Raw genomic sequence first — 17,549 nt, 5'->3', positions numbered from 1 at the left:
GATGGCGTGGACCCGCAATCAGATGGCGCAGCGCGCCGCCGCTGAACTCAAGGATGGCTATTACGTGAATCTCGGCATCGGCATGCCCACGCTGGTGGCAAATTACATTCCCGCGGGCATCTCGGTGGTGCTGCAGTCAGAGAACGGCATCCTGGGCATGGGGCCATATCCGCTGGAAAGCGAAGTAGACGCCGACCTGATCAATGCAGGCAAGGAGACGGTGACGCTGCTTGAGGGCGCGGCCATCTTTTCAAGCGCAGAGTCCTTCGCTATGATTCGCGGCGGGCATATCGATCTCGCGATTCTCGGCGCCATGCAGGTTTCCGCAAGCGGCGATCTCGCTAACTGGATGATTCCCGGCAAGCGCGTGAAAGGCATGGGGGGGGCCATGGACCTGGTAAACGGCGTGCGGCGCGTGCTCGTTCTGATGGAGCATAACGCCACGGATGGAAGCCCCAAGCTGCTGCCGGAATGCACGCTGCCGCTGACTGGCGCAGGTGTAGTAAACCGCATCATCACAGATCTTGGCGTGATGGATGTCACTCCCGATGGCATCGCAGTCACGGAGCTGGCCGAAGGAGTCACGCGCGAGCAGCTTGCAGAGCGGACCGGCGTGCCTGTGCGGTTTCAGCTGGCCTGAGCTGCAGTCTCTATACTCATTTCCATAAGAAGTACGCCTTATCTCTGCCCATTTTTGGGGAGGTCTCGTGCATTTTTCTGTTTACCGTCGCGTGGCGTTGTCTGCGCTCTTCGTCTTCGCTGCATCCATAGCTGCTGCACAATCCTTCACCGTAGAGCAGGTGATGAGCGCGCCGTTTCTCTCGGATCTGGCAACGGATGCGCATGGTTCCACGATTGCATGGGTGTTGAACAGCAAGGGTGAGCGAAATATCTGGATTGCCGAGGGACCGGAGTTTACGCCACGGCAGCTCACGCATTACATCGGTGACAACGGACAGGAGATCGATTCAGTCCGGATCACGTCCGATGGCGGTACAGTGCTGTACGCACGCGGAACCGAGTTGAACGATGAAGGCCGCGCCGCAAATCCTACGACGGAGCCTGCGCAACCGCTGCAACAGGCGTGGGCCGTGCCAGTACATGGAGGCGAGCCGAAGCTGCTCGGCGATATGGGCTGTGGCAGCGAGGACTGCGAGGATATTCAGATTTCGCCGGATGGGCGCTGGGCCATGTGGACGGCGAAGCATCGCATTTGGATTGTCGAAATTGCGGGTAAAGACAAGGCGGTCGGCTTAACGGATGAACGCGGCACGCCGGAGAGTCCGAAGTGGTCGCCGCAAGGAGACCGCATTGCTTACACGCTGAGCCGTGGGGATCATGCCTTCCTTGCGATTGCCGCGGTGAAAGACGGCAAGCTGGTGAAGACCGATTACGTCGCTCCTTCTGTCGACCGCGACATTGAGCCGCGCTGGTCGCCTGATGGCAAACATGTAGCATTTATGCGCCTTCCAGGCGAGCAGAATAAGCTGCCCATCATTCCTCGCACGCCGGAGTCGTGGGCCATCTGGGTTGCCGATACGGACACTCTGAAAGCGCATGAAATCTGGCATAGCGGCGCGGGCTTGCGGGATTCGCTGCCGCACTTTGCCTCCGGCTCATTCCATTACGCGGCAGGCGAGCGGATTGTCTTTGACTCCGAGCAGGATGGATGGGGGCATTTGTACTCGATTGACGCGTTGCGCGGCGGTAAGGCAACGCTGCTGACGCCGGGCGAGTTCGAGATTGAAGATGTGGAGATGAGCGTCGACGGTAAGACAGTCCTCTACTCATCGAATCAGAATGACATTGACCGCAGACACCTGTGGAGCGTGGCTGCGGCGGGCGGTACGCCGAAGGCGCTCACCTCAGGCGAGACGATTGAGTGGAGTCCGGCAGAAACGGGCGACGGCAAGACGCTCATCTGCTTTGGATCTACGGCGACGACGCCTGCGATGTTGTATCGCGTGGCTAATGGCAAGCGGGTTCTGCTTTCGGGCTCGCTGCTGCCCAAGGATTTTCCATCGGACAAGCTGGTCACGCCCAAGCAGGTGACATTCCAGAGCGAGGATGGGCTGACGATTCATGGGCAGCTGTTTGAACCTGCCAACAAGGCAGGGCGCGGGCCTGCTGTGATCTTCGTTCACGGTGGGCCGATGCGGCAGATGCTGCTGGGCTTCAACTATCGGCCTTACTATCACAATGCTTATGCCGAGAATCAGTATCTGGTGAGCCTGGGCTTTACGGTGCTCTCGGTGAATTACCGGCTGGGCATCATGTATGGGCATGACTTCCGCGTAGCGCCGAATGGCGGCTGGCGCGGGTCTTCCGAATACAAGGATGTGGTGGCGGCGGCAAAGTTTTTAGGGACCTTGCCTGCGGTGGATCCGAAGCGCATCGGCATCTGGGGCGGGTCGTATGGTGGATTGTTGACGGCGCTGGCGTTGAGCCGCAACTCCGATCTCTTTGCCGCGGGCGTGGATTATCACGGCGTGCATGACTGGAGCGTGATCTTCCAGGAGGACGACCCCACGGCGAACAAGGCCCCGGACTACATTGCGGCACGGAAGCTGGCGTGGGAGTCCTCGCCGGATGCCTCGATTGCGACATGGAAGTCGCCGGTGCTGCTGATCCAGGGCGACGACGACCGGAATGTTCCGTTCAACCAGATGGTCGATCTGGTGCAGCGGCTGCGCACGGCGCATGTGCCATTTGAGCAGATCGTCTACCCGGATGAGATCCACGACTTTCTGCTGTGGCGGGACTGGGTGTCGAGCTACAAGGCGACCGCCGAGTTTCTGTCGAGGGAGTTAAAGCCTTAGATAGGGTTAAACAATTGAAAAGAAGAACGTTGATGTTGATTTTATGGTGTTTACTATTTCGATAATAGATTTCTAAAAAGTGGTTACTATAAAGAAAAAACGCGAATTTTTTCCTTTTTTTTCTGTTACGAGAGGGAATGCGAAGGCCCGAATCTGGTTTGGATTCGGGCCTTCTTTTCTCTGCTGATTATGAGTGTTTCACAAATGGGGTTAATTCTATGCAAACTATCTGGAGTGGGAAGACGGTACGAAAGGACAATGGACTAAAGTAACGGGCGCAGCATTTGAACATGCTAAGCGGGTCCTCACTGCTGAGAGCTCGCATACGGAATGTTCGTGGATTTAATTCAGGGACGAGAAGCGCGTTTATCGGTGTCAATCCACGGCCGCCGCCCTAGCCGCTGGGGCTAGCCACCGAAAGAGCAATGTTGCAGCGAATGCCCCGGCCAACTGTGCGATGACAAACTCCGCTGTATCTGCCGGTCTGATACCTGCAAACGTGTTGCTTGCGGATCGGGCAAGTGTGACGGCTGGATTGGCAAATGAAGTGGACGCGGTGAACCAATAAGCGGCGGTGATGTATGCACCGACCGCAAACGGTACCCCAGTGGGCCGATGCCTAGCGCATCCCCAAATAACAGAGAGCAAGCCGAAGGTAGCGATGAACTCGCTGAATATCTGAGCGTGGCCGCTGCGGACGTGCGTCGACGCAGTGAACAGTGTGAGCCCGAACATCAGATGAGCCGTGGCTACGCCTGCAAATGCCCCGGCAAACTGAGCCGCGACATATGCCGGGGTCTCGCGCCATGCGATCCCGCCCTGCCAGGCATCGGCAAGCGTCACAACCGGATTGAGATGCGCCCCTGAGATAGGCCCAAAGGTAAGGATCAATGCGACGAGGACCGCGCCCGTGGCAATCGTATTCGCCAGCAGAGCCAGAGCGCCATTACCCGCCGCCAACTTCTCTGCCATGATGCCGGACCCGACAACTGTTGCAAGCAGAAACAGCGTTCCCACGAACTCTGCGACGGCGCGGCGCAAAAGACTTGGCCTCATGAGCGACCAATACTTTCAATCTCTTTCTGGATAGCGAGTTGCTGAAGAGTTGCGATCGGCAACGAAAGGAAGAGACCAATTCTCCGGTCCAGCACGACAAAAGCGTCACAGAAGGCGCGTTCGATCTCCTCTGGCGATCCTTTCACTGCCGCGGGATCGGCGATACCCCAGTGCGCGGTCATCGGGTGCCCGGGCCAGAAAGGACACACTTCATTGGCGGCATTGTCGCAAACCGTAAAGACAAAATCCATGTGTGGCGCGTCGGGTGCTACAAACTCGTCCCACGATTTGCTGCGTAGCCCGTTCGTTGATATCCCGGCTGATTCAAGCTGCTTCAATGCCTCGGGCCGTGGCGTTCCTGAGGGATGGCTGCCTGCACTGTACGCAGTGAACTCGCCCTTGCTCCTATGGTTAAGGATGGCCTCCGCGAGTATGGAACGCGCTGAATTTCCAGTGCATAGAAATAAAACGTTGTAGTGGGTCGACATCGCGTTAGCCTTTCTGATCTGGAGAGCAGCAACCCGGCTCGCAACAGGCTTCATTCGGCTTGGTGGCACGGATAAAGGCACTCTGGAACTTGTCTTCGACCAAAGGTGCAATCTCGTCCACTGCAATGCCCGCTTCGGTCAGGAATACACGAGCGTCCTCGATGTTGTAGCTGCGTGTTGTCTCGAAGCTGATGTTGGCAAAACCTGCGGTCGTCAACTTCGCGCGATAGTCCTCTCTTTCAAGCGCTCCAGAGATGCAGCCCACCCAAAGCAACATACTCTGCCGTATCTCTTCCGGAACTGTACCGTTGACCACCACATCCGAAACTGCAAAGCGCCCGCCGGGCCGGAGAACGCGAAATGCCTCTTGCAAGACTCGCCCTTTATCTGCGGACAGGTTGATGACGCAGTTGGAGATGACCACGTCGACTGAGTTATCCGGCAACGGAATGTCCTCAATCTCGCCCTTTAGAAACTCGACATTGACCGCGCCCGCTTCCCGCTGATTCTCTCGTGCCAGAGCAAGCATGTCATCCGTCATGTCGAGACCGTAAGCCTTGCCACTTGGCCCTACTCGCTTTGCAGAAAGCAACACATCAATGCCACCGCCAGAGCCAAGGTCTAAAACGGTCTCACCTTCTCTTAATTCGATTAGAGCGGTTGGATTGCCGCATCCGAGCGATGCAAGGACCGCACTTTCAGGAAGCGTGCCTGTCTCTTGCTCGTTGTACAAATCTTTGGTGATCGGATCGCAGCAACGCATTGCAGGATCGCAACACGCAGTCGCCCCGGAATTCGTTACGCTCCTCGCTATCGAGCCATATTTTTCACGAACGGCGGTTTGATTGTCCATGGCCAGCACCTCATATGCGCTAAGGCGAATATATGACCAACGGAACATATCCGTCAAGGCGTATATTTATTAAATGACTCGAACTCCACAGTCATTCGATCTAGTGAAGCTATTTTCAGCGCTTGCTGATCCCACTCGTTTGCGGCTGCTGAATCTCATGAACGGCCGCGAAGTCTGTGTCTGTTACTTCGTCGAAATACTGAAGCAAGGGCAACCGAAGATATCTCGGCACCTCGCCTACCTTCGCCGTGCAGGGATAGTAGAGGCGAGACGCGAGGGCAAGTGGATGCATTACCGCATTGAGCGGCCAGATGACACAGGAGCGGCGTCCATTCTCGACGCAACTCTTAAGTCTTTCGGAACAGACCGGGCCATGAAAGCTGATCTTGTACGGTTGGGGCACGCCTGTTGCGCGCCTCAAAGCTTCGCAACGTTGCAGGGTGCGCCGATGCCTATGACTTTATCGCAAACACGATAGGTACCGATGAGTCGACTTCTCGGAAGGAATGGGCTCACCGACGAAAGCGCGAGTCTCGTGATTTATTCGCTTCCGGCAATGGACGGGAACTTTCCCATTGCTCTTACTGGACGAAGCATCAAAGCCCTGCATTTATTGACCTTACAGTGGCATCGGCTTCTGTGGCATAGCGGCTCGCCGCACCGTACAAACAACGGCACCAATACTGCGAGCATCGTAGTACGGATGACAGGAAACTCGCAGAGGTCGAAATAGTGATGAAGGGTTTGATTCGGGCTGTTTGTCTCATTGCTGGATTGTTGGGAGTTTTTGGAGGGGGTTCGCGGTGCTGGGCCGATGACCCTGTGAAGTTCGACCTGGCCGGCCCCAAGGTGGATGTGCAGGTGGAACGGGGAGGCATGAAGCTGCCTATCGCCCAGGTGCCGAACCTTTTGGCAGGGGACAAGCTTCGCATTAAGGCGGATCTCCCTTCGACGCAGTCCAATCACCTTTTGCTGATCGTAGCTTTTTTGCGCGGGACGACGAATGAACCACCCGAGGACTGGTTCCACGAGATCGAGACATGGGACAAGAAGACCGCCGAAGGTACGGTCATCACCGTGCCACAGGGTGCAGAGCAGGCGCTGATGTTCATTGCGCCGGAGACCGGTGGCGACTTCAAGACATTGCGGGGAGCCGTGCGCGGGCGACCGGGATTGTTTATTCGCGCGGATGCCGGGCTGAACGAGGCTACGTTCGAGCAACAGCGGATTCAACGTTATCTGGCGGCGATGAAGAAGGTCGATTCGAAAGACCCGAAGGTCATTGCGGATCGTTCTTCGAAGCTGGCGGTGACGCTGGATTTGAAGCCGAATCCCGATTGTTTCAAGCAGCCGGTAGAGCAGCAGGTCATATGCCTGACCCAGGGCAGCGTCCCGGTGCTGTTGAACGATGGGCATGAGATGAGCGTGACGGAAGCGCTCTCGTCGGGGACCGCACAGGATCTGGCCAGCAACGCGTCGTACACGCCGCAGGCAGGTCTTGGGCTGTATTCCGCGTATGTGGGCGTCATTGTCGATGTCGTTCATATCGTCAACCTTATGAAGACGGCGCAGTATCAGTACATTCCTGCGCTATCGCTGCCGGAGGGCTCGACCCTGAACCTCAAGCTGAATGCGCCGCCCTCCTTCCTGAACCCGAAGTCGGTGATCGTGATTGCGCTGCCGGCTGTGCAGGCCGCGAAGCTGCCGCCGCTTAAGCCGAGCAATGCCGATGAAGTGTCGTGCCTGAAGAACCCCAAGATGGTCATGGCGATCGAGGGGGCTCCGCTGGTGTTCTCGACGTCGCTGGCGCATGACATGGTGCTGCACCTCAACCGAACTGGAGCTGCGGTGGACCTGCCGCTTGAGGCGGATGCCGATCAGGGCGGACTGGTGGTGGCTACTGATAAAGAACGGAAACCGCTGGACGATGTGATGGCCAAGGCGAACGATGCGGCGAGGCCGCAAGGCAAGATGGGTTCATCGACAGACTTGGTGATCACGGGGACGGTGGAGGGTTTTTGGGGGTTTGATCACTTCGAGGGACCAACGGTCAATCTGCAGCAGGTGAATGGCAAGGACTGGAAGATCGCTGGTGACACGAAGCTGATGGCTGGTCAGGACAACAAGCTGACGCTCATCGGAAATGGAACGGCTTGCGTGGAGCATATTGCACTCAGTCCGGCACAGGGCGCGAAAGACGCCAAGGATGTGAATGTGAAGTACGAGCCGGCGAAGGAGGATGGAGGGAAGTTGCAGAAAGACACCCTCGCGCTCAGTGTGTCGCTGAAGAGCGTAGAGCCGGGCGGGTATTCGCTAGGCATCAAGCAGTTCGGCGATGAAAACCTGGAGCACGTTTCCCTCACGGCGTACAACGCGAATATCAAGCTGGATGCATTCACGATCCACGCGGGAGACCAGACCGCAGTGCTCACGGGCAAGGGACTGGGCAGCGTTGTTTCGTTGGACCTGGATGGGCAGACCTTTACCCCCGCTGCCGGAAGCGATGAGGCGACGGCGCACCTGGAGGCGAAGGCTGCTGTCACTCCGAAAGACGGCGATGAGGCGAAGGTCAAGTTAAAGGATGGGCGCGTGTTGCCAGTTAAAGTTACGGCTGCGGCGGCCAGGCCAGGCTTGACGCTGGTGTCAATGAACGCGTCCCAGGCGGAAGAGGGCGGAACGTTCAAGGTTGTGCTGAGCGGCAAGGATGAGATCCCGTTGCACGGAAAGCTGACCTTTGTGATTACGACGAAAGATGTCTTTCCGCGCACGCAAAAGATAGAGGTCGCGACGGCCAACGAACGCGCCAAGACCATGCTCTCGCTTGCGGATAATAACCTGGTCCTGCAGGACGATCACACGGCGGTCGTGACGCTGGATCCATTGAAAGCGTTTGGACAATCGGCGTTCGGCCCGCTCGCTATGCGGCCGATAGCGGCAGACGGAAGCATGGGTGATTGGACGCGGCTGGGTATTCTGGTCAGGACGCCCGAGATTAGCGAGATTAAGTGCACGACCACCGATGCGGCGACGTGCGCGGTGAGCGGAAAAAATCTCTTTCTAGTGCAGTCCTTCGGCGCGGGAAAAGATTTCGCCAAGTCAGCCGATGTGCCGAGCGGGTTCGCGCAGGACGAGTTTGCCGTGCCAACCCCAGCGGATGGAGTGACGCTTTATCTGAAGCTGCGCGACGATCCGGGAGCAGCGGCCGTTGTAAAGCTGCCCACGCCGATACACTCGGCATCTGCATCGGCGCCAGTCTCAGCGCAGCCGTAATACTGATCTTGCTGGCGTTCTGACTTCGAAGCGCTTTTTCCAGAGAGACTATGGCAAATTGCTAGCGGAAAGCTCTCTTCCCGGAAGTGATACTGCAAGATTCCGAGAAGAGCGTTTATCGGTACCATCCTGGGCGAAGGCCCGAATCCAGCTTGGATTCGGGCCTTTTTTACTGCTGATTATGAGTGTGCTTACTTCTCTTCTGCTATCACAACCTTATTGCGACCATTGTTCTTGGCTGTATAAAGAGCCCGGTCCGCACGTTTCATGAGTTCCGAAACCTGCTCTCCGGAAATCCATGATGTGATACCTCCACTCACGGATACATCCAACTCCTGCTTCAGCCGTAGAGGAAACTTCGTTCGTACTTCCTCCGCATACTGCCATGCGCTCTGCGCATTGTGTCCAACTACAAGAGCAGCGAATTCTTCCCCACCGATTCTTCCCAATACTGAATCTGGCGGCATGGCTTCCCGGAGCGCTGCGGCGAATTCGACGATGACTCTGTCCCCCATCGCATGCCCATAGTTGTCATTGATCTTTTTGAAGAAATCTATATCGAAGATAGCTGCGGTCACGATTGCTTCCGTGTTGAAAGCATCTTGCAGCAACGTTGCAGCCTTGTGATCGAATCCACGGCGATTGTAAATGCACGATAATGAGTCCATTTCCGAGGCCAGGCGGGAGTCCGTGAGCGCTTTATGGGATACCAGAATCAATAACAGGATTCCGCAGGCTAGCAGCAGGAAACCAGAGGAAGCCTGTGAGAGTAATGCATACGCTGTTTTTGTGTAGACCGCCGTACCTCCGCCTCCATAGCGGACAAGCAGGAACGGCTTGAGAAGGAAATGTAAGGCCGTCAGACTGAAGACAGCGCCCAGGAGAAGATACAGGGGCTGCTTTCTGGCGTTCCGCAGAACGATGAAGGTATCTAATTCACAAGCCATCGTAAACGGAATTTGATATCCGAAGCCGTACGCCAGAGTATCCTGCGGCCAGGAGGAGATGAGGAACCGCAACAGGAGTCCCGTGAGAAGCACAAAGACGAAAGACCTCCACGGTACCGGCTTGCGGTGGAAGTAGGCAAAGCTCAATGACATCGAGGCCAGTCCTGATAGGAAACAGAAATGGCTGATCCAATCCAGCATGGAAGAATGGCCGAAAAAAGGCGCCAGAAGATCTCCAGCGGGCTCTAAGGTTCCGATTAAATAGCAAACCCCAAACCAAAGAACTCTTCGCTGGCCGCGGTTAGCAAAGGCAACACCCATATACGCAGAGGCAAATAAAATGCCCACTGCGATATTGACAGCAAGCATGACGACTGCCCCATTCACCATGCGCTACCTTCTTGAAACAATCGTGCTTCTCCTCTCATCTGCTCCTCTATCTCGCCCACGAAATCCGGTGACGCTCAGTGGCGAGTGAAATGCACCGGCTTGAGGGAACCATTGAATTCAGCGTTATAGGTAATGGATTCGGCTGCAAAAGTCTTGGTCAGAGACTGGTAGGTGTCGTTATTTAAATACATACCATAATGCGCTGCGAGGAAGAGCGACGCTTCCGATACAGCCTCCTCAAGGAAACGCAGCTTTATTCGCGGACTCTGATTTCCTTTGAACTCACGGTCCCATAATTCATCAAGGATGGGTAAACATCCACAAGCGGCGGAGGCACCGGCGCTATCCATCGTGACGTGCGTCAGGATGCCGCACATGAAGGACTGCATCTTCTCAGCGGCAGTGACCTAGCCCTGACTAAGCTGAAGCGCCATCATCAGGCGGTTGTCCGCGTTTCGAACAGCGATTTGGCCAGCGAGTGTGTGACAAAGTTCATGACGCTCATCAGCCGCGAGTCTTAGCGGCGGCGACCTGCTCATACAAAACGGGCTTCACGTTATCGACTCCCATCCTCGACGAGCGATAAATCGCCGAATCACTCATCGAGCTGGATTGGTAACGATGAGTTGGCTTCTCGGCAGTAACCAAAGCTTACTCAGGCGTTGATGGCTTCGCCTTCGACGGCGGCGTAGGCGTCCAGCATGGCCTCTGACAACGTGGGGTGGGCGTGGATGGTGAACATCAGCTCGTCTATGGTGCCTTCGAGTTCCATGACGGCTACTGCTTCTGCGATTAGCTCAGTAGCTTGCGGGCCGATGATGTGTACGCCGAGGATTTCGCCGTATTTGGCGTCGGCGATGATCTTCACGAAGCCATCATGCGAGTCGACGATGCTGGCTTTGGAGTTGCCGGCGAAGGGAAATTTGCCGATCTTAATCTCGTAGCCTTTTTCTTTGGCCTGCGCTTCTGTTAATCCGGCTGAGCCGACCTGCGGATCAGTGTAAGTGCAGCTTGGGATGCGGTCGTGACGGACGGGGCGATACTTGCGGCCGGCGATGGCGGAGACGGCGACGATGCCGCTCATGGAGCCCACGTGGGCGAGCTGCGGCAGGCCGAGGACGATGTCTCCGATGGCGTAGATGCCGGGCTCGGCGGTCTGCTGGGCCTCATTGACCTTGATGAAGCCGCGATTGACTTCGATCCTGGTGGATTCGATGTTGATGCCGGAGGTGCGCGGGGCGCGGCCTACGGCGACGAGGACCTTGTCGGCTTCCTTTTCAATGAGCTTGCCGGCGGCGGTGGTCCACTTGACCTTGACGCCGGATTCGGTCTTCTCGATGGACTCGACTTTGCAACTTGTATTGACGTCGATGCCGCGCTTTTTGAAGAGGCGGGTGAGCTCTTTGGACAGGTCTTCGTCTTCAACGGGGATGGCGCGAGGAAGGAATTCGACGATGGTGACTTCTGTGCCGAAGCTGGCGAAGATGGAGCCGAATTCGACGCCGACAGCGCCTGCGCCGACGATGATGAGCGATTTGGGCGGCTGAGGGATGTCGAGGATTTCGATGTTGGTGAGGATGCGGTCGTCTGGCTTGAGGCCGAAGATGGTGCGGGCTTCAGAGCCGGTGGCGACGATGATGTTTTTGGCTTTGAGCTGAGATTTGGTGTTGTCGGTGGCGGTGAGCTCGACGGTGTGGATGCCGTCTTTTGCCGGGCCGGTGAGGCGACCGAAGCCGGAGACGACGGTGACCTTGTTCTTCTTCATGAGGAAGCCAAGGCCCTTGGTGTGCTTGTCGACGATGGCGGTTTTGCGCTTGAGGACGGCGGTCCAGTCGAGCTGCGGCGTGCCGATGCCGGCGATGCCGTATTCGGCGGCATGCTTGAGGTGATCCCAGATTTCGGCGTTGAAGAGCAGGGCCTTGGTGGGGATGCAGCCGACGTGGAGGCAGGTGCCGCCGAGGACATTGTCCGCTTCAATGAGGGCAACTTTGAGGCCGAGCTGGCCTCCGCGAATGGCGGCTGTGTAACCGGCGGGGCCGCTGCCGATGATGGCTACGTCGTAGAGGGTGTCCGTGCTGGATGCCGGGGTCTGTGCGGGGGCGGTGGTTGCCAAGGGTTTGCTCCTTACTTGGAACGGATCGGGCTTGAACGGTTCAGTTTATCGGATGGGCCTATTGCATTTGATTACGGACGAGGGCAATGGCTTCATCGGCGGTGGCGGGGTCGTCGCCGAAGGAAGGGAGCCAGTGGACGCCGGGCTCGCGGCGAAACCAGGTGAGCTGGCGCTTGGCGTAGTTGCGGTGGCCCTGCTGGGCGGCGGTTAGGGCTTGGGACTCGGTCAGGTTGCCGTCGAGAACGGCGAGGGCCTGGCGGTAGCCGAGGGAATCGAGGGCTTTGACGCGGCCGTAGCGGGTGAGGAGGGTGCGGGTCTCTTCGACGAGGCCGCTGGCGAACATTTCGGCGCAGCGACGGTTGAGGCGGTCGTAGAGCGTGGGGCGGGGCGGGTTGAGGCCGATGCGGAGGAGACGGAAGCCGGTGAGGGGGTCGCGGGCTAGCTGTTCGCTCATTGGCTTCTTTCCGGCTAGTGAGACTTCGATTGCGCGGATGAGTTTTGGGGTGTCGTTGGCGTGGATGCGGGCGGCTGTTGGTGGGTCGAGGCGGGTGAGAATGCGATGGAGCCATGCTGGGCCGTGCTTTTCGGCGCTGGTGCGGAGGCGGTCGCGCAGGTCTTCATGGCGTGCTGGGCCGGCGAAGAGGCCTTCGGTGAGGGCGCGGAGGTAAAGGCCGGTTCCGCCGGTGACGATGGGGAGATGGCTGCGGGATGCGATTTCGCGGAGGGTGGCGCGGGCGGCGCGGCTGTAGGCTCCGGCGGTGTAGGGTTCGTCGGGGTTGGCTACGTCGATGAGGTGATGTGGGGCTTGCTGGCGCTCGGTGGGGGTGGGCTTGGCGGAGCCGAGGTCCATGCCACGGTAGACGGCTACTGAGTCGCAGGAGACGATTTCGCCGTGGAAGGATTCGGCGAGGCGGAGCGAGAGGGCGGTTTTGCCGCTGCCGGTGGGGCCCAGGAGGAGGACGGCCAGGGGGTCTAAGTTCACGGTCGCCACCATCCTGGGGTCCAGATCCAGGATTTATTGGCGTGGAAGTACCACCAAGCCAGGATGGCAGCGGCGAAAAGGACGAGGCCGAGGATCTGATTGCGGCGGAAGGCGCGGAGATGGGAGGCGCGGCGGGCTTCGGCTTCGCTGGGGTCGAATTGTGGCTGGGGTCGGTCGGGCATGGAACCTTATCGATAATCCTACTGTTTGGAGCGGGACAGTGCGGAGAATGCGCGTTTCATTGCGTGTGCGAATCGCCGGAATGGATTTCGATATGTAATATCGGCACCTGGGTCGCATAGTGGAACTGGAGACGCGTTCAGTTCAAGGCGAAGGATGCTCGGTGTTTCCACATCCATCAACGGAGGTTGCTCCACAGAGGGTTCGCATGAGTCCGACTAATTTAGATGAAACGTTGCGATGACGAGCGTCTGACATAAGTCTTCGCCTTTTGCATTGGTCATCACAGTCCAATCCGACATTTGTCCAGCCAAATATTTGGAAAGCATAGGCGGTCCAGATATGGTTTCGATATTTTCTACCTTGCCGTTCGGCTTGTAGACGATATGGCTTAAAACATCTCCTCCAACTCGCGCTGCTTTTGCGATTGGCGGATAGAAGAGCTTGTCATTTGGTCCTTTGCTTGTGATGGAGCACCAGCGCGGGGCGGCGTGGCAGGCAGCAGCGGCTGCTAAGAGAATGGCGATGACGAGAGGCTTCTTCATATACAGGGTGTGTGGCTCATGATAGCGCAGGGGCTGAAGCCCGATTCGTTGTTCTAATTTCATTTGGCACGGCTGAAGCCGTGCCCTGCTACGAAGCTCAAGGTTGGCGGGAGTGCTATCTCAGGTCCCCAAATGCAAGGGATCTGTGGCACCCGTTGATTGTGGTGACGTCGGCGAAGAGCAACAGCAAAGACAACCGCAGATCCTTCCCTCCGCCTGAAGAACGGCTACGGTCAGGATGACACCGCTTTAAAATTTGAGGCTGTCCTGGGGATGTGGAGTGTGGGAACACTTGGCGACTCATCGTTTGACTTCTGGTTGCCGGATTGCTGACCATAGGTTTTTGCGAAGGGAAACTGAGAGATGAAAGTTTTGATTCTTGGCGCGGGTGGGCGCGAGCATGCGCTGGCTTGGGCTGTTAAGAAGTCCGAGCGCGTGACGGAGGTTGTTTGTGCGCCGGGGAATGGTGGGATGGCGCAGATTGCGCGTTGCTTGCCGGTGAATGTGAATGACCTGGATTCGATGGTTGCGCTTATCGAGGCTGAGCGGCCGGAGCTGACGATTGTGGGGCCGGAGGTGCCGCTTTCTCTGGGGATTGTGGATGTGCTGACCGAGAAGGGGTTTCGCGCGTTTGGGCCGACGAAGGGTGCGGCGATGCTGGAGAGCAGCAAGGGTTTTGCGAAGCGCTTTCTGCAGCGGCACCAGATTCCCACGGCGGCCTATGCGTTGTGCGCAAATGTGGAAGAGGCGCGCGCGGAGGTGGAGAATTTTCACGCGCCAATGGTGGTGAAGGCCGACGGGTTGGCTGCGGGCAAGGGCGTGTTGATCTGCCAGTCGCGGGAAGAGGCGCTGCACGCCGTGGAGGGGTTGTTTTCCGGTGAGTTGCTGGGCGAGCCAGCGACGCAGGTGGTGATTGAGGAGTTTCTGGAAGGCGAGGAGATCAGCTTTCTTTGCCTGAGCGATGGAAAGCATGTGGTTCCGCTTGTGCCGGCGCAGGATCACAAGCGGATTGGCGAGGGAGATACGGGGCCGAATACGGGCGGCATGGGAGTGTATTCGACTGACGAGTTGCTGGATGAGCCGATGACGGAGTGGATTCTGCGGCATATTGCCGAGCCTGCTGTGCGTGGCATGGCGGATGAGGAGTCGCCGTTCAAAGGCGTGCTGTATTGCGGATTGATGATGACGGCGCGGGGGCCGCAGGTGCTGGAGTTCAATGTGCGGTTTGGCGATCCCGAGACGCAGGCGATTCTGTTGCGGCTGGAATCGGATCTGGTGGAGGCCATGGAGGCTTGCGTCGATGGGCGACTATGCGATGCGGCGTTGCGCTGGACGCCGGGGGCTTCGGCGTGCGTGATTGCGAGCTCGGCGGGGTATCCGGGTAAATACGAGACGGGCTTTCCGATCTCGGGCCTCGATGCCGCGGGGCGTGTGCCAGGTGTGGAGGTGTTTCACTCGGGGACCGCTCTCAAGAATGGGCAGATTGTGACCAGCGGAGGACGCGTGCTGGCGGTTAGCGCAATCGGCGACTCGCTCCCGCAGGCGCTGGAGCGGGCCTACCAGGCGATGGACGAGGTGCGCTTCGAGGGAATGTACTTCCGGCGCGATATCGGGCATCGGGCGCTGAAGAAACAGTGATTCGTGGATAGTGAATAGGGGTCCGTTGCCCATCCTTTCCCGCAAATATGCGAGAAAGGATGGGCGGTCAGATCCGTTTCATGTGAGCAGTTCCGTTATACGCGCACGGTTTGAAAACATGATCGGCAGAGTACCGGGCGGCCCTGTGTAGGCCGGAAGGGCACCGTTGTCTCCGAGCCGCATTGCGAGCAACTGGTTCGCGTTTCTGAGCGCACGCGGGCAGCAGCGCCATTGCTGCGTTTGGACTTGCACGGCTTACAGCGCTTGGGGTCGTTCTGGAATTGTTTACCGTGAAAAAAGAGCTGTTCGCCTGCGGTAAAGACAAATTCTTCCCCGCAATCGACACACTTGAGCACTCGATCCGTATATTCCATGGCCGGTCTTCCGTATGCAGAGAAATCCAGCGACTCGGCCATCCACACGCGCGGGCCGGGTTCCGTTTCTCTGTCTTGTTTACGTCTGGACTGCAACGGGCATTCCGGAGAAAGTTCGGATCCGAAACGTAGCTCAGGGCCGCCGATTCCGCATGATTCCGCGTCAGCGATTGAAAGATCGCTTGCGGAGAATCCTGGATCGCGTCGACAGAGCGTCAGCGCTTTGGATAACAACTTCTCTCGAGATGCAAAAGGGGCCCAGCCGCAAAAGAGGAAGCGGCAGATGAGAGTCTTCCGAAAGGAAGACCGGAATTCAGCGAGAAAATCGCTGTTCGGAGGAGAGTGATGCAAGTGTTGCGAAACTGCATTTTTCTGCCGCAAATTTGTGACATGTACTAACTGTGCGGCAGTGAAAACTTAAAACGAGCAATGAGCAGGTTGCAATCCAAAATGAGGCGATGGAGAAAAGGTACTGCTTTATTTTTTCATTCGCCGCCGGAATGAGCCGGAGGGGGATTCCGTGCTGTTCCGGCGGCGATGGATACGTTAGTCCTGTTCCTTACGAGCCTTTTTGCGATTACGCTTGCGGGCCAGTGCGGCCTTGACGCGCTTCTTCTCGCCCGGCTTCAGGTAGTAGGAGTGACGCTTGACTTCCTTGATGATGTCTTCCTGCTGAACCTTACGCTTGAAACGGCGCAGCGCATTTTCGAGCGGCTCGCCTTCTTGTATACGAACTTCTGCCAAAGTATTCACACCTCCAAACCTGCCAAGGGGCAACCTACATAATAACGGATTTTTATGCTTTCGGCACGGCTTAACGGGGCAATTTGACCTTAACGCGGCCCATCGAGCGGGAAGGAGTTGTCCAGGGCCGTGCCAAGGTGCAGCCGGAGCAGCGCCGGCAGGCAGCGCACTACGAATCCAAACGACTTGCGGTACCGCTTGCGCAAATCCAGCAGCTGCTTCATCGTATGACTCACTCCCAATCGTTGCTGGAAGAAGGCCACTTCTTCGTCCAGGGCCGTTGTCTTGAGGTGGTAGCAGAAGTAGCAGCTGTGCAGCGAGTGCTTGAGCGCTCCCATGGCATAGCAGGTCGCGTTCGGCAGCAGAGGGTACGCCGCCAGGCTCGACAGCACCTGGTTTGTGAAGATAAAACACGCCTTGAACACATCCAGCCGACGCACGGGCGGCGGCCGCACCAAGGGCCGCAGGTCCTCGCCCCACACCGTCACCAGGGAGGCTGTGACGGTGGCGAACACGATGCGGTCGACGAGGAACGCCTGTACCGCATTCAAGTCGAATACCCGGGCCACGTCTCCGGAGACCAGATCGCTCTGCGTGCAGACAAAGCATGAGTGATCCTGGCCGCCCGCGCTCTCGGCGAAGGCTTGCAGCCAACTGCGAGGTTCGACCGGCTGCTTGAAGCCATGTTCGATCTCCAGACGGACAACCTCACCGCGTACTCGCGCGCGCTCCTCCCGCGAGGCGCCATCCGGAATGACAACGATAAGGTCCACGTCGGAAGCCTGCTGAGCGAAACCGCCTTTTGCGGCGCTGCCGAACAGAACGATGGACACCAATCCCCGGCCGTCCCGAGTGCACGCCTGGGCAATGGCATCGAGATAGACCCGGACGCGAGGAGGCAGCTCGGGACCAGGCGGAGCGGGATGGGGGAGATCAATGATGTCGTTACTCTACTCAAAATGCCTGCTGGCGGCGAACCGGACCCGATGAGCTGTGCAAACGAGCCGCTGCGGGAAATCTGCCGAGTGAAATGTACAATCGAACCAGTTTTTCTCGCCCGTTTTTATTGCTCAGGAAAGAAATCCGCATGAATTCCTTAATCGAAAGGTCCCTTCGGATGCGTAATCGTGCTGCGTTTGCCGTTTTCTGT

At 57.6% G+C, this 17,549-nt stretch carries 17 protein-coding genes; 5 read left to right on the top strand and 12 right to left on the bottom strand.

Going from position 1 to position 17,549, the window contains the following annotated elements:
- Position 1: 1 nt before the first annotated feature.
- Together VO84_RS08990 and VO84_RS08985 are read left to right on the top strand one after the other, a co-directional pair.
- A complete protein-coding gene (locus VO84_RS08990; protein WP_058187319.1) occupies positions 2-640 on the top strand; it encodes a CoA transferase subunit B in 639 nt (212 codons plus the stop codon).
- 67 nt (positions 641-707) lie between these two features.
- Positions 708-2,819: a S9 family peptidase gene (locus VO84_RS08985; protein WP_157439809.1), complete on the top strand. Its 2,112-nt coding sequence runs from the start codon at positions 708-710 to the stop codon at positions 2,817-2,819.
- 375 nt (positions 2,820-3,194) lie between these two features.
- On the opposite strand, the gene VO84_RS08980 is transcribed toward VO84_RS08985, so the two are convergent.
- Genes VO84_RS08980 through VO84_RS08970 form a run of 3 tightly spaced genes read right to left on the bottom strand, consistent with a single transcriptional unit; the run spans position 3,195 to position 5,216 of the window.
- A complete protein-coding gene (locus VO84_RS08980; protein WP_058187317.1) occupies positions 3,195-3,875 on the bottom strand; it encodes an aquaporin in 681 nt (226 codons plus the stop codon).
- Positions 3,872-4,363, bottom strand: a complete 492-nt coding sequence (locus VO84_RS08975; RefSeq protein WP_058187316.1) for an arsenate reductase ArsC — start codon at positions 4,361-4,363, stop codon at positions 3,872-3,874. Before VO84_RS08975 ends, VO84_RS08980 begins: the two co-directional genes overlap by 4 nt.
- Before the next feature lie 4 nt (positions 4,364-4,367).
- On the bottom strand, positions 4,368-5,216 hold the full coding sequence (locus VO84_RS08970; RefSeq protein ID WP_058188671.1) for an arsenite methyltransferase: 849 nt from the start codon (positions 5,214-5,216) through the stop codon (positions 4,368-4,370).
- Between the two features lie 73 nt (positions 5,217-5,289).
- Between VO84_RS08970 and VO84_RS08965 the strand changes: the two genes are divergently transcribed.
- Together VO84_RS08965 and VO84_RS08960 are read left to right on the top strand one after the other, a co-directional pair.
- Complete coding sequence (locus VO84_RS08965; protein ID WP_058187315.1) at positions 5,290-5,694, top strand: ArsR/SmtB family transcription factor; 405 nt, start codon at positions 5,290-5,292, stop codon at positions 5,692-5,694.
- A 257-nt stretch (positions 5,695-5,951) separates the two neighbouring features.
- Positions 5,952-8,486: a hypothetical protein gene (locus tag VO84_RS08960; RefSeq protein WP_197413967.1), complete on the top strand. Its 2,535-nt coding sequence runs from the start codon at positions 5,952-5,954 to the stop codon at positions 8,484-8,486.
- A 191-nt stretch (positions 8,487-8,677) separates the two neighbouring features.
- Here the strand turns inward: VO84_RS08960 and VO84_RS08955 are convergent, their stop codons facing one another.
- From VO84_RS08955 to VO84_RS08930, 6 genes are all read right to left on the bottom strand, one after another.
- Positions 8,678-9,823, bottom strand: a complete 1,146-nt coding sequence (locus VO84_RS08955; RefSeq protein WP_058187313.1) for a GGDEF domain-containing protein — start codon at positions 9,821-9,823, stop codon at positions 8,678-8,680.
- A gap of 74 nt (positions 9,824-9,897) precedes the next feature.
- Complete coding sequence (locus VO84_RS08950) at positions 9,898-10,200, bottom strand: hypothetical protein (RefSeq protein WP_058187312.1); 303 nt, start codon at positions 10,198-10,200, stop codon at positions 9,898-9,900.
- 278 nt (positions 10,201-10,478) lie between these two features.
- On the bottom strand, positions 10,479-11,936 hold the full coding sequence (gene lpdA / locus VO84_RS08945) for a dihydrolipoyl dehydrogenase (RefSeq protein WP_058187311.1): 1,458 nt from the start codon (positions 11,934-11,936) through the stop codon (positions 10,479-10,481).
- A 58-nt stretch (positions 11,937-11,994) separates the two neighbouring features.
- Positions 11,995-12,918 carry a tRNA (adenosine(37)-N6)-dimethylallyltransferase MiaA gene (miaA, locus tag VO84_RS08940; protein WP_231737850.1) on the bottom strand — a complete coding sequence of 308 codons (924 nt, stop codon included), beginning with the start codon at positions 12,916-12,918 and terminating at the stop codon, positions 11,995-11,997.
- On the bottom strand, positions 12,915-13,100 hold the full coding sequence (locus tag VO84_RS22500; RefSeq protein WP_157439808.1) for a hypothetical protein: 186 nt from the start codon (positions 13,098-13,100) through the stop codon (positions 12,915-12,917). Before VO84_RS22500 ends, miaA begins: the two co-directional genes overlap by 4 nt.
- A gap of 216 nt (positions 13,101-13,316) precedes the next feature.
- Complete coding sequence (locus tag VO84_RS08930) at positions 13,317-13,706, bottom strand: energy transducer TonB (protein WP_157439807.1); 390 nt, start codon at positions 13,704-13,706, stop codon at positions 13,317-13,319.
- A gap of 300 nt (positions 13,707-14,006) precedes the next feature.
- On the opposite strand from VO84_RS08930, the gene purD reads away from it, so the two are divergent.
- Positions 14,007-15,281, top strand: a complete 1,275-nt coding sequence (gene purD, locus VO84_RS08925) for a phosphoribosylamine--glycine ligase (protein WP_058187307.1) — start codon at positions 14,007-14,009, stop codon at positions 15,279-15,281.
- 95 nt (positions 15,282-15,376) lie between these two features.
- On the opposite strand, the gene VO84_RS22125 is transcribed toward purD, so the two are convergent.
- From VO84_RS22125 to VO84_RS08915, 3 genes are all read right to left on the bottom strand, one after another.
- Entirely contained in the window at positions 15,377-15,655 is a 279-nt protein-coding gene (locus tag VO84_RS22125) for a zinc-ribbon domain containing protein (RefSeq protein WP_082661855.1), read from the bottom strand.
- Positions 15,656-16,201: 546 nt separating this feature from the next.
- On the bottom strand, positions 16,202-16,399 hold the full coding sequence (gene rpsU, locus VO84_RS08920; protein ID WP_058187306.1) for a 30S ribosomal protein S21: 198 nt from the start codon (positions 16,397-16,399) through the stop codon (positions 16,202-16,204).
- 89 nt (positions 16,400-16,488) lie between these two features.
- Positions 16,489-17,268: a nucleotidyltransferase domain-containing protein gene (locus VO84_RS08915; RefSeq protein ID WP_269431421.1), complete on the bottom strand. Its 780-nt coding sequence runs from the start codon at positions 17,266-17,268 to the stop codon at positions 16,489-16,491.
- Between the last annotated feature and the right edge of the window lie 281 nt (positions 17,269-17,549).

Origin of the sequence: Occallatibacter gabretensis (genome assembly GCF_001449115.1) — a bacterium.
Taxonomy (GTDB): domain Bacteria; phylum Acidobacteriota; class Terriglobia; order Terriglobales; family Acidobacteriaceae; genus Telmatobacter; species Telmatobacter gabretensis.
This window is presented reverse-complemented; position numbering and strand designations above follow the sequence as displayed.

Excerpts from the sequence above, each read along its gene's own strand:
- VO84_RS08955 (WP_058187313.1), bottom strand. The coding sequence starts at position 9,823 with ATGGTGAATGGGGCAGTCGTCATGCTTGCTGTCAATATCGCAGTGGGC.
- VO84_RS08980 (WP_058187317.1), bottom strand. The coding sequence starts at position 3,875 with ATGAGGCCAAGTCTTTTGCGCCGCGCCGTCGCAGAGTTCGTGGGAACG.
- VO84_RS08975 (WP_058187316.1), bottom strand. The coding sequence starts at position 4,363 with ATGTCGACCCACTACAACGTTTTATTTCTATGCACTGGAAATTCAGCG.
- VO84_RS22125 (WP_082661855.1), bottom strand. The coding sequence starts at position 15,655 with ATGGAATATACGGATCGAGTGCTCAAGTGTGTCGATTGCGGGGAAGAA.
- VO84_RS08930 (WP_157439807.1), bottom strand. The coding sequence starts at position 13,706 with ATGAAATTAGAACAACGAATCGGGCTTCAGCCCCTGCGCTATCATGAG.
- purD (WP_058187307.1), top strand. The coding sequence starts at position 14,007 with ATGAAAGTTTTGATTCTTGGCGCGGGTGGGCGCGAGCATGCGCTGGCT.
- VO84_RS22500 (WP_157439808.1), bottom strand. The coding sequence starts at position 13,100 with ATGCCCGACCGACCCCAGCCACAATTCGACCCCAGCGAAGCCGAAGCC.
- VO84_RS08990 (WP_058187319.1), top strand. The coding sequence starts at position 2 with ATGGCGTGGACCCGCAATCAGATGGCGCAGCGCGCCGCCGCTGAACTC.
- VO84_RS08970 (WP_058188671.1), bottom strand. The coding sequence starts at position 5,216 with ATGGACAATCAAACCGCCGTTCGTGAAAAATATGGCTCGATAGCGAGG.
- VO84_RS08965 (WP_058187315.1), top strand. The coding sequence starts at position 5,290 with ATGACTCGAACTCCACAGTCATTCGATCTAGTGAAGCTATTTTCAGCG.
- VO84_RS08950 (WP_058187312.1), bottom strand. The coding sequence starts at position 10,200 with ATGTGCGGCATCCTGACGCACGTCACGATGGATAGCGCCGGTGCCTCC.
- VO84_RS08960 (WP_197413967.1), top strand. The coding sequence starts at position 5,952 with ATGAAGGGTTTGATTCGGGCTGTTTGTCTCATTGCTGGATTGTTGGGA.